Origin of the sequence: Methyloceanibacter stevinii, from assembly GCF_001723355.1 — a bacterium.
In the GTDB taxonomy this organism is placed as follows: Bacteria; Pseudomonadota; Alphaproteobacteria; order Rhizobiales; family Methyloligellaceae; genus Methyloceanibacter; species Methyloceanibacter stevinii.
The window spans coordinates 154,809-168,281 of the sequence record NZ_LPWE01000003.1 but is presented as its reverse complement, the minus strand read 5'-3'; the positions used below and the strand labels follow the sequence as shown (position 1 = coordinate 168,281).

The 13,473-nt window shown below is 64.0% G+C and carries 14 protein-coding genes and 2 pseudogenes; 3 read left to right on the top strand and 13 right to left on the bottom strand.

Features of this window, described 5'->3' with window-relative positions:
* Positions 1–237: 237 nt before the first annotated feature.
* The 4 genes from AUC70_RS02425 to AUC70_RS02415 all read right to left on the bottom strand — a co-directional run bounded on the left by AUC70_RS02425 (position 238) and on the right by AUC70_RS02415 (position 3,586).
* Complete coding sequence (locus tag AUC70_RS02425; RefSeq protein WP_244505463.1) at positions 238–1,581, bottom strand: phage major capsid protein; 1,344 nt, start codon at positions 1,579–1,581, stop codon at positions 238–240.
* Between the two features lie 641 nt (positions 1,582–2,222).
* Positions 2,223–2,375, bottom strand: a complete 153-nt coding sequence (locus tag AUC70_RS16975; RefSeq protein WP_158007331.1) for a hypothetical protein — start codon at positions 2,373–2,375, stop codon at positions 2,223–2,225.
* Positions 2,376–2,393: 18 nt separating this feature from the next.
* Positions 2,394–2,741, bottom strand: a complete 348-nt coding sequence (locus AUC70_RS02420) for a DUF2019 domain-containing protein (protein ID WP_069443437.1) — start codon at positions 2,739–2,741, stop codon at positions 2,394–2,396.
* A gap of 20 nt (positions 2,742–2,761) precedes the next feature.
* Positions 2,762–3,586 (bottom strand): hypothetical protein, encoded by an 825-nt coding sequence (locus AUC70_RS02415; RefSeq protein WP_069443419.1) that lies wholly within the window; start codon positions 3,584–3,586, stop codon positions 2,762–2,764.
* Between the two features lie 308 nt (positions 3,587–3,894).
* Here AUC70_RS02415 and AUC70_RS02410 point away from each other — a divergent pair, with 308 nt between their 5' ends.
* The gene (locus AUC70_RS02410) at positions 3,895–4,425 is read left to right on the top strand and encodes a hypothetical protein (protein ID WP_069443418.1); all 531 of its coding nucleotides are present in this window, start codon (positions 3,895–3,897) and stop codon (positions 4,423–4,425) included.
* Between the two features lie 171 nt (positions 4,426–4,596).
* Positions 4,597–5,487: a cation diffusion facilitator family transporter gene (locus AUC70_RS02405; protein ID WP_069443436.1), complete on the top strand. Its 891-nt coding sequence runs from the start codon at positions 4,597–4,599 to the stop codon at positions 5,485–5,487.
* Between the two features lie 33 nt (positions 5,488–5,520).
* Here AUC70_RS02405 and AUC70_RS02400 read toward each other — a convergent pair whose 3' ends face one another.
* The 9 genes and pseudogenes from AUC70_RS02400 to AUC70_RS02355 form a co-directional block, all read right to left on the bottom strand.
* Positions 5,521–6,285, bottom strand: a complete 765-nt coding sequence (locus tag AUC70_RS02400; RefSeq protein WP_069443435.1) for an SDR family NAD(P)-dependent oxidoreductase — start codon at positions 6,283–6,285, stop codon at positions 5,521–5,523.
* A 35-nt stretch (positions 6,286–6,320) separates the two neighbouring features.
* Complete coding sequence (locus AUC70_RS02395) at positions 6,321–6,692, bottom strand: DUF2019 domain-containing protein (protein ID WP_069443417.1); 372 nt, start codon at positions 6,690–6,692, stop codon at positions 6,321–6,323.
* A gap of 402 nt (positions 6,693–7,094) precedes the next feature.
* Positions 7,095–7,564 (bottom strand): annotated as a pseudogene (locus tag AUC70_RS02385) (HK97 family phage prohead protease); the annotation flags it as partial.
* An 83-nt stretch (positions 7,565–7,647) separates the two neighbouring features.
* The gene (locus AUC70_RS02380; RefSeq protein ID WP_069443415.1) at positions 7,648–7,848 is read right to left on the bottom strand and encodes a hypothetical protein; all 201 of its coding nucleotides are present in this window, start codon (positions 7,846–7,848) and stop codon (positions 7,648–7,650) included.
* 70 nt (positions 7,849–7,918) lie between these two features.
* Positions 7,919–9,136: a phage portal protein gene (locus AUC70_RS02375; protein WP_069443414.1), complete on the bottom strand. Its 1,218-nt coding sequence runs from the start codon at positions 9,134–9,136 to the stop codon at positions 7,919–7,921.
* Between the two features lie 283 nt (positions 9,137–9,419).
* A pseudogene (locus AUC70_RS02370) lies at positions 9,420–10,693 on the bottom strand (DNA-packaging protein).
* Positions 10,694–10,696: 3 nt separating this feature from the next.
* Positions 10,697–11,305: a hypothetical protein gene (locus tag AUC70_RS02365; protein WP_069443413.1), complete on the bottom strand. Its 609-nt coding sequence runs from the start codon at positions 11,303–11,305 to the stop codon at positions 10,697–10,699.
* 523 nt (positions 11,306–11,828) lie between these two features.
* The gene (locus AUC70_RS02360) at positions 11,829–12,110 is read right to left on the bottom strand and encodes a hypothetical protein (RefSeq protein ID WP_141701906.1); all 282 of its coding nucleotides are present in this window, start codon (positions 12,108–12,110) and stop codon (positions 11,829–11,831) included.
* A gap of 100 nt (positions 12,111–12,210) precedes the next feature.
* Positions 12,211–12,588: a hypothetical protein gene (locus tag AUC70_RS02355; protein WP_069443411.1), complete on the bottom strand. Its 378-nt coding sequence runs from the start codon at positions 12,586–12,588 to the stop codon at positions 12,211–12,213.
* A gap of 539 nt (positions 12,589–13,127) precedes the next feature.
* Between AUC70_RS02355 and AUC70_RS02350 the strand changes: the two genes are divergently transcribed.
* Positions 13,128–13,412 (top strand): hypothetical protein, encoded by a 285-nt coding sequence (locus tag AUC70_RS02350; RefSeq protein WP_141701905.1) that lies wholly within the window; start codon positions 13,128–13,130, stop codon positions 13,410–13,412.
* The last annotated feature ends 61 nt before the right edge of the window (positions 13,413–13,473 follow it).

Genomic DNA, 13,473 nt, shown 5'->3' with positions numbered 1-13,473 from the left:
GCGCGAGCAGCGCGCGGGCCGGCGGCACAACTGGGATCAGCGATGAAACGAGGGGCGCCGCGCCGCGTTGGTTAACGCGGCGCCTCGAAACCACAACATGTCGTAGGGAACAGCGTGCGAAGATTTACGAACCCCTGATTCGTCGCTGCTCTGTTCACGGTGCGGCCTCGCGCGAAGCGCCCATGGCGCGGCCTCCTACACAAGATGTGGGAGGCCACACCGATCGCTGGCGGATCCTTACGACGTTCCGAACTTCAGAAGCTTGATCGCGTCGAAGTCCTGCACGCCGCCGCCCACGCGCTTGGTCGTGTAGAACAGCACGTAGGGCTTGGCCGAGAAGGGATCGCGCAGCACGCGAATGCCGGCCCGGTCGACCACGAGATAGCCGCGGCCAAAATCGCCGAAGGCGACCGCGAAGCTGTCCGTGTCGATGTCGGGCATGTCTTCGCTCTCGGCGATCGGGTAATTCATCAGCGTGGGCGACAGGTCCGCGCGCTCCGGCGGCTGCCAGAGATAGTTGCCGTCCGCGTCCTTGAACTTGCGGATCGTCGCCTGCGTGGCGCGGTTCATGACCCAATGGGCATTGGCGCGATACTCGGACTTCAGCGTGTAGATGAAATCGATCAGATCGTCGCTCGGGTGCGAGGCGTCGAACGCGCCGTCGTTGCCCGTGGCCACGTAGCCGATCTTGTCCCAGGCCCAGGAGCCGTTCTCGACTTTGCTGTAGTCGAGGAAACCGCGGGGCTTGTTGTTGCCGTCGCCGGAAACGAAGGCCGCGCCTTCCTGTTGCGCGAATGCCACCTGGATTTCCTCGGCCAGCCATTCGTCGATGTTGACTGCAGAGTCGTCGAGCAGGCTCTGGGTCGCCGACGGCATGGCGTAGATCTCCATGGTCGGGAAGGTCAGCTCGGCCAGCGTCGGCGAGTTGGTCTCGTCCCGCGTCGTGGTCTCGGCTACCCAGCCGGTCGCGGGGCCCGTGACGGAGAACGGCTTCTTGTAGACCGACGCGCTCACCGTGCGGTTGCCGGCGATGGCGCGAATGGGCGATATCTCCTTCACGCCGCGAAGCACCGCCGCCTCGACTTCCGGCGGCACCAGATAGCCGCCATCCGCGCCGTCATTGGTGCTGATCGCCAGTGCCTTTCTGCTCCAGCGACAAAAGCCCGGACGTCTCGCCCCGGCGCATATAGCCGTCGAAGGCGGCCTTGTGCTGCAGGCCGCGCCGGACGCATAGAGCGGCGAGGAAGACAGGCGCGGCCGCGCGCCCTTCAAGGTCAGCCGGTCCACGAGCGCCTTCTGCTCGTCCAGCGCCTGGTTGATGCGGTCGATCTTGTCCGTGGTGACGACGTCGACGGGCATGCCCTGCTGAAGCGCGCGGATCTTGTCGTCGTTCTCCTGTTTGAAGATCTCGAAGTTTCGCAGAAATTGCTCGAAGGCGAGCGCTACGTCGTCGCCGGTGCCGCCCGGCGTCGTGGTCACCACGCTCGTGGCCGGCACGCCGGGGTCGACGCCATCCATCTTGCCGTAGCGGGCCTTCGTCTCGAGGTCATCAAGCGCAGTCGTGTCGTGCTGTTCGTCCATCGTCAGTCCTCTGTTCTAGGGGCGGGAATGCGCCCCATTGTCTGTTAGGGGCGGAAGCACGCCCCATTGTTTGGTCGGGGGCGGAAGTACGCCCCATGCGGCAACGCCGCGGCGCGATAAACGCACCACGGACAAAGCCGTCAGGGGCTGGTGGAAAATTCAATCGCGCTTAAGTGGCGCGAAGCGCTACTCGTCGGAGGCGCGATAGAGCGTGGCCGCGGCAACCTACTCTGTGCGGCTGTCGCGGAACTCAGCTCAGCCTAGGCCGATAATTACGACATCGGGTTCTGTTGGATGATTGACCCATATCCGCACTCGCGTTTCAGCGCCCGGGACTATTGCACTTAGAATTGTTCGATTTTCTACGGTTCACACATCCACCCGATGGCTCGGCGTCTCAAGTTTGGCATCAAAAATTGGAAGCGCCCCTGGATCGACCTCGGCCGCGGGACCAAGCGTTACTTCTGTGTCGCCGTCGTCGGACATCATGCACCCACATGTAATGCGAGAGGGCGTCGACAGGATCAACTCATTCTCGATGAACCCCGGTCCGACACCGCGGTTCGGGTCGGAAATAAGAAGCATTGAATTCGGCGGTGCGACCCTAACAGTGCGCATCTGCTGTCCTCACTAGTGATTGCTTAGCCAGTTGCCCTGCCGTCGACTGCACTGAATACACTGTGGATAGAGACGTTGTGATCGGCAAAGAGGACGACTTCCTGCGCCTCGCAGAGGGCCAGGTAGCGCTCAACCAATTGCTCGTCAGTCATGTCGGAAACGGGCATGCGTTTCATGGCTTGAGTACTCCCAACCTACGCTGGGACGTAACGGCCCTCTTCCAATGCACGCAACATCCCACGCGCATCTCCTGCCTGAGGTTGTCGGTTCCGGTCGCTCAGCCATTGAAGTACCGCTCTCGAAGCCTTTGGCGCGACGGCCAGTGTCGCTAGCGCAGACTTCAGGCGAACTTGTAGATTTTCATGCTCATAGAGTGGTTGCAACAGTATGCGCTGATCACCCGCACGCGACTTCAGCTCAGCTTCAACAGCCTCCATCTTGTCGTAGAGGCGGTTGTAGCGCCCGTTATCGTCGTAGAGCATCGCCTGATCTTGCTCGATCGCGATTGCCACGAATAGCTCAACGAGCTCTTCCGGCGTCATGTCCTCAAGTCTTGCGCGCTTCACGGCCTTAGGACTCCCTGTTCGACCATTATCTCCAACCCAATCCGATACCGCTCTTCCCAGGTCTTGTCTTTGAGATAACTCCTTAGAGACACGCCTCCGTACTCTTTCCTCTTTCGCGAGAAACGCCCCGAAATCAGATGATGCTTGAAGGTCGGGATGCTCACAAGGTTATCAGGCGAATTGACCTTCGCGTCTTCCCCAAGCTGTTTCGAATTCTGCTCTACGATGTGGTGAATCTCGTAGCCTGGCCTCCTGCCCAAGGCCGCTGCATCCTGCAGTTCCTTGAGGGACTTCGGTGGATCGTTGTAGCTCTCGATGACCGGCCACAAGTCTTGCTCAATCCATGGCGCAAGTTCTGCGGCATAGAAGAGCTTCCGAAGCATACTCCGCAACGTGACCTTTTTCGCAGCGGACTCCACCGACTGTTTCATGATGTAGTCGGCAAACTCGCAGGCTATGAACTTGCCAGCTGCATTGACAAATTGAATCGAACTCGGCTTCTCCTTCGGAATATCTGAAAGCGATTGAATCGAACGCGGCAGGTTTCGAGGCCGTGGCGGGACATCGGTAAGCGTGTTCGGATCGTCGTTCTGCGCAACACGAATGCGTTGCTGATCGCTTGATCGTCCGCCACCGCCCCCAGCCGTCCATTGGCCCCCGCGCGGGTCGCCGGCCGGCACGCGCGGCTGATCGGGGTTGTATTTCCGCTCGACCGCGTCGCGCAGGTCCAGCAGCGCCTTCTCCACGCGATAGGCGCGGTAGAACCAATAGGCGCGGTGAAGCGCGCGCGAAGCCGCAAGGCCCGCAAGCGATACAGACATACCGGCCTCTCCGCCTCGCTATTTAATTGTGTTGTTCATCGCCCCCAAGCGGACTAGTCGCAATTGGGGAGCTTGATGGGCCGCCAGCCGCTCGCGTCGCGCGAAGCGCGGTAGCGCAAACAATCCAGCCCTCAAGCAGCCGCTAGGCGGTAGGGCAAACAATCCAGCCCTCAAGCAGCCGCTAGGCGGTAGGGCAAACAAAATGCCTACCAAAAGTCCCACGGAACATGGCCATGCACAGGCGTTCGCCGCCATGCCAAGCTCCACACGCGCGAGCGAACCAGGCGCGGAAAGAGAGTGCATCCCGAATGGCTTCCCGAAGAACGCCGATCGTCGGCCTGGCAATTGCCGGCGCCGTCACCGCTCTTCTTGCGACCGGATACTGGGCGACCCAAGACAGCCCGACGCCGCCGACCCCGGAACATGTGGCGGCGCCGGCAGCGCCACCGCAGCTCCAATGTGTTTTCATCGGCTATACGGGCGCCCCGCGCGTGGCCTTCCTGTTCGACATGAGCCGGGACGGAAACGAACCGCGGTTCGAACAAACGTCTCTCACCGAGATCAGCGGCACGGGCCGCACGACCAAGAAGCCGCCCTTTCCGGCCTGGCGCCTGGACACCGGCGTGGAGCCCGCGCGGCTGGAATCGGAGATCACCGTCATCGACAACACGGCAGCCGGTAAGCACATCGAGCAGATCGCAATCGAGCTCTACAAATACCGCCCCGAGGGGACCAACCCGGGCTTCATCGAAGCCGGCTTGAAGAACATCCACTATCAGAACTTGTCCGGCTCCTGTCAGCAGTCGCGCAGCCTGCCGCTGACCGTTTCGAGCAATTGACGGTGTGAAATGCCCGGCGCCATGGCCGCGTGCGGTTCGTCCCTCATCGCTCGTCTCCTCTAGATGCGAACCGTTGGCGGCTTGCGCGGGAGCGGGTTTGACCCGGCCAGCCCCGTGCGTTAGCGAAGGCGCCAGCGCCGCCGCAAACCCGATTCAGCCGACATGCCCAAGATGAAATTCGTAGCCAAGCTCGCTCTCGCGAGCATCGCCGTTGGGCTTCTCGTCCTCGGGTTGAAATGGGCTGCCTACCTTGTGACTGGCAGCATCGCGCTTTACTCCGACGCGCTCGAGAGTGTGATCAATGTCGCCACGGCGATCGCCGCGTTTCTGGCCGTGCGCCTCAGCGCCGTGCCGCCGGATGCGAACCATCCTTACGGCCACCAAAAGGTCGAGTACCTGTCCGCCGTCGTCGAGGGCGTCCTGATCGTCGTCGCCGCGCTCGCCATCCTCCGAAAAGCCTATTTCGGCCTGATGGACCCGCATCCATTTTCGGCGCCGCTGCCGGGCCTTGCCCTGAACGTCTTCGCCAGCCTCATCAATGCCGCCTGGTGCTTCGTGCTCATGCGCTACGGCCGCCGGCACCGCTCGCCCGCGCTCGTGGCCGATGCCAAGCACCTGCTCTCCGACGTGATCACGTCGGTCGGCGTCGTCGCCGGCGTCATTCTCGTCGTCCTGACCGGCTGGACCCCGCTCGATTCGATTGTCGCGGCCCTCGTCGCCCTCAACATCCTGTGGTGGGGCTGGTCGCTCATGCGCGAGTCCGTCGGCGGCTTGATGGACGAGGCTGTCTCGAACGAGATCCTGTCCGACATTCGCCTCGTAATCTCGCGTGAAGCCGAAGGCGCGATCGAAGCACACGATCTGCGCACGCGCACTGCGGGCCCTACCGTGTTCATCGACTTCCACCTTGTCGTTCCCGGATCGATGAGCGTCGAGGAGTCTCACGACATCTGCGACCGCATCGAAGCCGCGCTGAAGGAAGAGATGAACCACGCGGTCATCACGATCCACGTCGAACCGGAAGACAAAGCCAAAATGGGTTCGGGCGTGCCAGTCCTTTAGGAGCGGCGTTCCGGAACCCGACAGTCGCCGCCCCTACTGCGCGGTCCAGCCACCGTCGACGGTCAGCACCGAGCCGACCGCGAAGCGCGCCTCGTCCGAGGCGAGATAGAGCGTCGCCGCGGCGATCTCCTCGGGCTTGCCCAGCCGCTTGATGGGCAGCCAGCCCTTCGGCATCCTTGCGGCTGACTTTGTGATCGTCGATCCAGCGCAGGAACATGTCGTTCGGTATGTCGAAGGCGCAGGTCGCGATCGCGTGATCGAGATGTTCTCGGCCGCCACCTGCAGCGCGGCGGATTTGGTCAGCCCGATGATGCCGCCCTTGGTCGCGGCATAGAGGCCGTTGTCCGGCACACCCGTCATGCTGCTGGTGACCGAGGCCTGGTTGACGATGGCCCCGCCGCCGTTCTTGCGCATCTGCGCGGCCTCGTGCTTCAGGCAGTAATAGGTGCCCTTCAGATTGGTGTCGATCACCGTGCCGAAATCCTCCGACGGCAGATCGAGCGTCGGACCGGAGATTTCCTTCGAGGCGTTGTTGATGGCGACGTCGAGCCGGCCGAAGCTGGTCACGGTCTCCGCCACGAAGCGCGCCACGTCGGCTTCGCTCGAAATGTCGGCGTGACTGTAGAAGCCGTCCGCGCCGATCGTCTTGACCGAGGCCAGCGTCTCCTCGCCGCCGGAATCGTTGATGTCGCACAAGGCGAGCTTCGCGCCGCGCTCGGCGAAGGCCTCCGCCACCACGCGCCCGAAGCCTTGCGCCGCGCCGGTGATCAAAACGACCTTGTCTTTGAAATCGAACATTGGCTGTCCGCCCCTCTCCTCGGCGTTATCCACCATCACGTCGGCACATAGGACCCATCATCCAGCGCATCAAGCATCTCACGTGCATCCGCAGCTTGAGGATACCGATTTCGGTCGCTCAGCCATTGAAGAACCGCCCTTGAAGCTTCCGGCGCGACCGCGAGTGTCGCAAGCGCCGCTCTGAGTTTGACCTGCAGGTTTTCGTGTTCAAGGAGCGACAGCAACACCCTTCGCTGGTCGCCTGGACGTTGCTTTAGCTCCTGTTCGACATCCTTCATTTTGTCGTAGAGCTGGTTGTAGCGCCGGTTGTCGTCGTACAGCATTGCCTGATCTTGCTCGGTTGCGATGAAAACAAACCGCTCGATCAATTGCTCCTCGGTCATCTTGGGGACGGAGATGCGCGTCATGGCATGAGGACTCCAAACCTGACTAGCGCGCGAAGGCCAACGTTGTTGCGCACTTCCCACTCCTTATCCTTTAGGTAGTCCCGAGGTGACATCCCGTCGAACTTGTCATTCTTTCGCATGTACCAACTGGTAACGAGATGATGCTTGAAGGTCGGGATACTCACAAGGTTCTCGCGTGAATCGATCCTCGCCTCCTCGCCGAGCTGCTTCGAGTTCAGCTCTGTGACGTAGCCGCGTTGCATCCCATACTATCGTGCTTATCATCTGTCGTCGGACTAAGCTTCGCGCATCACGTGCGCGCCGCGACGTAAGGCCCGGGCGAAGGCCGGCAGATTGTCCGGGGCCCGCAAGCGCTGACGCCCATCACGCGGCAGCGAGACCGCTTGGCGTTTCACGGCGCTCACGCGCGCGTCGCAGCATGGGAAACGTCACCACGGAAATTTCCCAAAGATCGATCTTGTCGAGCCGGCGCACGCCCGACGCCGGGTCCGTGCGGCCCTGCACGGTGCGGAAGCCGATCGACAGTCCGTCGAGCGCGCCGGCCCGCATCAAAGACAGCACCTCACGGGCGCGCGTCACCTCGGGCATCAAGCGCCCCTTGGCGAACAGACCGCGCGCATCCTCGGCAAGCTCCAGCCACACGCCGATGGGCTCGTTGGGGTCGTGCTGAAACAGCAGCTTCACCCCACGGGCGCCGCGCGTGCGAGGCTCTCGCGGAACGCGCCCGGCATGACGAGGTCCTGGCCGAGATCCACCTGGCCGAACACGCTCGCATAGCCGGAGAACGTGCCGTCGGCTTCGACGGCCTGCAGATTGACGGGCGCGAACTTGACCTCGCGCTCCGGCGCGAGCTCGCCAAAGCGTTGCAGCATCGTTGTGGTCTTTCCCGTTGGGCGCGGCCGCCCAAAGGGTTAGCCCGAAAAGGGAAAATCCAAGGGGGACACGTGTGCTGGCGTCAGACGCCCTTCATCGCCACGCCTGCGGTCAGCATGCCCCAACCGAGCATGGCCGCCCAAAAGGCGAAGTGCGAAATGGACGCAAAGCCACCGTCGATCACGCCGAGCACGCCAAGCAGATACAGCACAAGCGCGACGACCACGCAGACGATGGATAGATAGAAGACGTTCTTGGTCGGTGGTGTCAGACGAATTGCCATAGCCCCTCTCCTTGCCGATTCTCTTCAGGTCCCGGCGGAAGGCTAGCATGGGGCACGGCGGCCGCCCAGCTTAGGGCGGCGGCGCGCCGGACAACGTATCGCCACCTTCGATGGCGCCATAGCCGACGGCCGCACGCTTCTCGTTGAGGGTTAGGAAGTCCGACGCCTGCACGCGTGCCCACAGGGCCTCGCGTTCCGTGGAGAGCGCCTCCACCGCGTCGAGATCGGGCTTCAGCTCCAGCGCCGGCGCGTCCGGTCCGTTCCCGAGGTCAAAGCCGGGCGTGAGCCAGGCCGACAGGGCCTTCGCGGTCCGGGCCACGAGCGGCAGCACCGTCTGCCGCCAGAAGGACCGGTTGGCCTCCGCATAGTTCGCATAGGTATTATCGCCAGGAATGCCGAGCAGCATGGGCGGCACGCCCAGCGCCAGGGCCACTTCCCGCGCGGCCACGTGCTTCGCCGAGATGAAGTCCATGTCGCGGGGACTGAGCCCCATGGCCTTCCAGTCGAGCCCGCCTTCCAGCAGCAGCGGCCGGCCGGCATTGGCCGCGCCGGCGAAACCGTCCTCGAGTTCGGTCTTCAGCCGCTCGTATTGTTCCGGCGAAAGCTGGCCGTCCTTCGCTGTGTAGACCAGCGCGCCCGAGGGACAGGCGGAATTGTCGAGCAGCGCCTTGTTCCAGACGCCGGCCGCATTGTGCAGGTCGAGCCCCACGGCGGCAGGTTCCAGAGGGCTCATGCCGTAATGGTCGTTGAGCGGATGGAACAGCGCCATATGCAGGATCGGCCGCACGCGCGAACCGTCCTGATCGAAACGCATGGTCTGCCCCGAGACGGCGTATTCATACGCCTCCGGCCAGCCGTCCGGCCCCGGCACCACCTTCATGCGGTCCGGGCGCAGCGCGTGGAGCTCGCGCACGGTGCCATCCACCGCCACGGCCTCCAGATACGCGTTCCCCGCCACGATCAGATGGCCGAAGAACGATTCGAGCAGATCCGGCCCGCACTCCATCGGGTTCGGCCGCTGCAGAAGCGCGAGCAGCGGATGCTCGTCGATCTCCTTCGCACCGTCGAACAGATAGAGCGGCACGGAGGCCGCGGCCTCCGCGATCATGCGCACGGAGCGATAGACGATCGGGTTCTTGGTGAAACCTTCGCGCGCCAGGCTCGCATAGTCGCGCGGGGTCCAGACGGCATGCCCGCCCGTGGCCCAGGCGATCAGCTTCGCCGTCTGGCTCGCCTTGGCTTCGAGGCCGAACAATCGCCTCAACTGAGACCGTAAACCCGTTGTCATGAATCACCTTTCACGAGTCGCAGAAGAGTCACATGAACCGCGCACGACGCCGTCCCCACCTTCGTCATTGCCGGACTTGTTCCGGCAATCCATTGGTGAGTCTGCAATGCGCCGCGCCGCCCCAATGGACCCCCGGGACAAGCCCGGGGGTGACGATGAGAGTATGGCGCCATCCTCGGGCAACGCGCAGCGCGGTAGTGCAAATCACCATGCGCTCAAGCAGGCCACCGCCCTCAAGTAGGCCGAAGGCCGGTAGGGCAAACAAGACGGCCGATAGCGCAGACTAAAGAGTGCGGACTCTCGGCTCCGCTTGCCCACGCAAACACAAATCCGTCAGGGCCCAGACCAGCGCGTCGACCCGGTCGGGGCTTCCCCCGCCGGAGAGGCCATCGAGACCGAAATCGCACATCTCGTCTTCGAGCGCGGGCAGCGCGCCTACATGAGACACGCACGCACGCTCATAGAGCGCGGCCACGGGCTCGGCGCGCAGCACCTTGCCGCGCATGGCGCGCACGCTCCGCACCGGCACGCACCCGTCCACCTGCCGCAACACGGTTTCGACCAGGTCGCCGCCCTGGTTCACCTCGGCGACGATGCGGTCCGCTTCGAGCGGCGGAAGGCGGCGATGACAGCGCGCGCCCAGTCGAGAGGCCGCACGCCCTGCACGGTCGCGTCCGCCAGCACGTAAGCACGTCCATCTTCCCCGAGACCGGCAACGACGATCCCGCACGCATCGGCGCGCGGGCCTGAACTTGCTGGCGGATCCACCGCCACGACGACACGCACCAGCGGCGGCGGCGTACCGACACGGTGCCGCTCGATGATTTCGCGCGGCCACAAGGCGTCCGGCCGGTCTTCCAGCAGTTCCGCCTCGAGTTCCTGGCGTCCGAGCCGCGTGCCGCGATAGCGCCCGACAATCGCCTCGAGAAAAGACGGCGCCAGGTTCGCGGCGTTGGCGGCAGTCGCGACGCGCGTGACGATCGCGCGCGCGTCCACGAGCAGCGCCTTGATCAACGGGATCGGCCGCGGCGTGGTGGTCACCACCTGCCGGGGCGCCTCCCCCAGACGCAGACCGAACTGCAGCATGTCCCAGGTCTCTTGCGGCCGCCGCCACTTGGCGAGTTCGTCGCACCAGGCTGCGGTGAATTGCGGCCCGCGCAAACTCTCCGGATCCTCCGCCGAGAACAGCTGCGCCACGGCGCCACTCTCCCAGCGCACTTGCCGCTTCGACGGCTCGAACACGGGCCGAGCGCCCGGCGGATGCACCGCCAGCAAGCCGGACACGCCTTCGACCATCACGGCGCGGGCATCGGACAGCGTTTCGCCGATCAAAGCGATGCGCGCATCGGATGCGCGGCGAGCTTGCGCGCGTACCCATTCGGCGCCTGCCCGCGTCTTCCCGGCCCCGCGCCCGCCCAGCATCAGCCAGGTGGTCCAGGGCGGCACATCGCCGAACGCGCCACCGGACGCTGCGGGCGGCAACTGATCGTCACGCGCCCAGACCTCGAAATCGTAATGCAGCGCCGTTAGCTCATCCGGCGAAAGCTTGAAAGGAATCGCTCAATCGTCTCCGGGCTGGAGGCGCGCAAGGCGGCCCGCAAGGTCGCGGCGGAGTCTGTCCGCATCGGCACCGTCCTGTGTCTTCTTCTGCTCTCTGCCTCCGCGCGCGGCCTTTTCGTTTGCGGCTTTGGCCTCGTCCATCTCGACGAGCTTGGCGTAGAGCCGCGCCAGGGAATTGAGATTGCGCGCCTCGCGCTCCGCTTCCGCCGCGCTTTGCGGGCGCCCGTCGTTCTCGGCCATACGCGTCTCGATCTCGCTCATCTTCGCATCCAGCAATTTGTAGAGCCGTTTTACGATCCGCCCGCGCCGCTTCTCGGTCGGTGTCGGCGGCAGGCCGTCTCCGAGCGGTCGCCGCCGCGTGGGCAGACGCACGAGCGGCGCCACCCGTACCCAGCCGCCCTCGTTCCGGCGCTTGGCGATATTGGCCGGCGTCGTGCCGTGTTTGTCGGCGATCCGGCGCAGCGCCATCCCGCTGTGAAGAAAGTCGTGGTGCACCGCCTCCCAGTCGATGGTCTCGGCGACGCGATCACCCCGAAAGGTGGGGGCGCTTGTCCCTCCCCGATCAGCGCGCACGGTCGAGCCTCGCCCGTCGGTGTCGGGCTGCGTCATGGCCACCTTGTCGATTGTGTTGAGGTGTGGAGACCGAGCGCCTCCTAGTGCGTCATGCCCGGACCCCGCGCTCAAGCAGGCCGCTAGGCCGGTAGCGCGTCAGGATGTCCGGGCATCCATTTTGGCCTCTCGATCGGCCGCCGACGTCTGCGTCTACCGCGCGGCCCCAATGGACCCCCGGGTCAAGCCCGGGGGTGACGATGAGAGTGTGGCACCACGCTCAAGTAGGCCGTTGCCCTCAAGCAGCGAAGCGGCAGGGCAAACGAGATGGCCGGTAGGGCAAGCAAGAATGCCCTCAAGCAGCCGCTGCGATAGGGCAGCAAAGACTCCTACCCCTGAAACCAACAACGCCGCCCCATTTCTGGAAGCGGCGTTCTAAACGCGATCAGCGACGCAGGAACTAGGAGGGAACGTCCCCCTCAAGGGGCCGTGCCCCTCGCCCAACTGTCGCGTTGTAGAGAGAACCTAGCCCATGAGCGTCACGCTGTCAAGGACTTTTTTCCTATATTTTCGTCTTCGAGGCTCAACTTTCTTCCTCCGTGCAGGTCGGGCGCCAGGTGAAGTCGGCATCCTTGGAGGGATCGGGGGCGTCCGGACCGGTCTTGCAGGGGGCGGCCTTGGGCGGGGGAGCGACAGGGGCGCCAAGCGGATCGACGCAGAACGTATAGCCGGTGACGGGGTTCACCTCGGCCCGCTTGCATGCCGGCGGTTCGTCTGCCGCGCGGGCTAGCGTGACCGGCCCCGCAGCCAAGATTGCCCCAGCGGCAAACGCCGCACCCACCAATAAAACCTCAGCTCGCTTCATCCTCATCTCCAGGTCGCGCCGCCTCCATCGGATGAGGTCTACGCGGGACGAGCCGCGTCCGTCTTGCATGAACTGGCTATGCGGGTGCGGCGCGGGCGCCCTACTCCGCCTTGGACTTGCAGGGAATGCCGTCGGCGAAGCACTTCGAATAGAGCCCCTGGACGGCGCAGCTGAGATTGGAGTCTTTGGCGAGATCGAAATCCAACTCCGTGTCCGGGAAGACCTTCGCAGCCTTCTCCATCCAATTCTCGATGGCCACGGTCTCGGCCTCGTCGCGGTCGGCCGTGAAGCCCGGACCGCTGCCGCTGATCATCTCGGTGCCGCATTCGAGGTCGGCGAACTCATCGGCTCCCGCTCCGGCCTCCGGCTTCGGCACGGACAGATCGAACGCATCGTCTTGAGCGAACGCCAGGCTTCCCAGCGTCATCAGCCCTATCGCGGCGATCGCCCCAATCGTCTTCACGGCAAAGCTCTGCATGGCCGGCACACTCCCTCCCAGTGACCCATTGTTCTTTTGGATGTCTCTTCTGCGCAGGACTGTCTCGTCTTGGATGGTTCGTTGTCCCTCAGATGGAGGAGGCTTGCGTCGGATAGAAGAGACCTGCAGTCGGTGACGCCATTCTTTCCGGCCTTTCCGGGAGATTCAAGGTCGCCCGCACTCACGCGCGCCAGCGCCCGGCACTGCCCGGGTCTCGCCCGCGCGCCTCACACAACTGTGATGGGCGAAGCCGGCAGGCGCGCGCGCCTGAGGCATTGGGACGCGCATATGTCCTTGATAACGCCTTTCTTTGCCGCAAATGTTGGTGGATAGGGTGGCGCTCGGGGGACTCGCCTGACACTAGATTGCTGTGGGCTCACGCCAAAAGGGCGGCTCTCCAGCCGCACCGGCATTAAGGCTGCGGGCTTTGAGAGACTTGCCGCCGGCGGGGTCGTTCGGGCAACGTGGCCGGCAGGTTCGTGGTTGCGTTAGGCGTGCGGCGTGTCCCGTGCGGAACGCCGAAGAGGGAATGTAGGATCGTGACGAGGCTTTGCGGGGCATTATTGGTCACTGCCGTCTTGGCGCTGGCGCTTGGCGCCTGCAGCCGCAAGGGTCCGGCCCCCGACGTATCCTTTCTGCCGACCGCCGCCGTCGAGGCCGAAGACAAGAAAGCGGCGTTCGAGGCGGCTAAGGCCGTCTGCCTCGAGCAGGCGCAGCGCAAAGGGATTTCCTCGGTAACCCGTATTCTTCTGTTCAAGGGCAAAGTCTCCGAATCCGACTACGTGGATTGCATGGAGGCAAAGGGCTTCGCGGAGCTCGAATAAGCTTGGGCAAGCCGTGAGGCGTCGGCGCCGGGCCCAGAGCACGCCGCGCGGGATTTTCTGC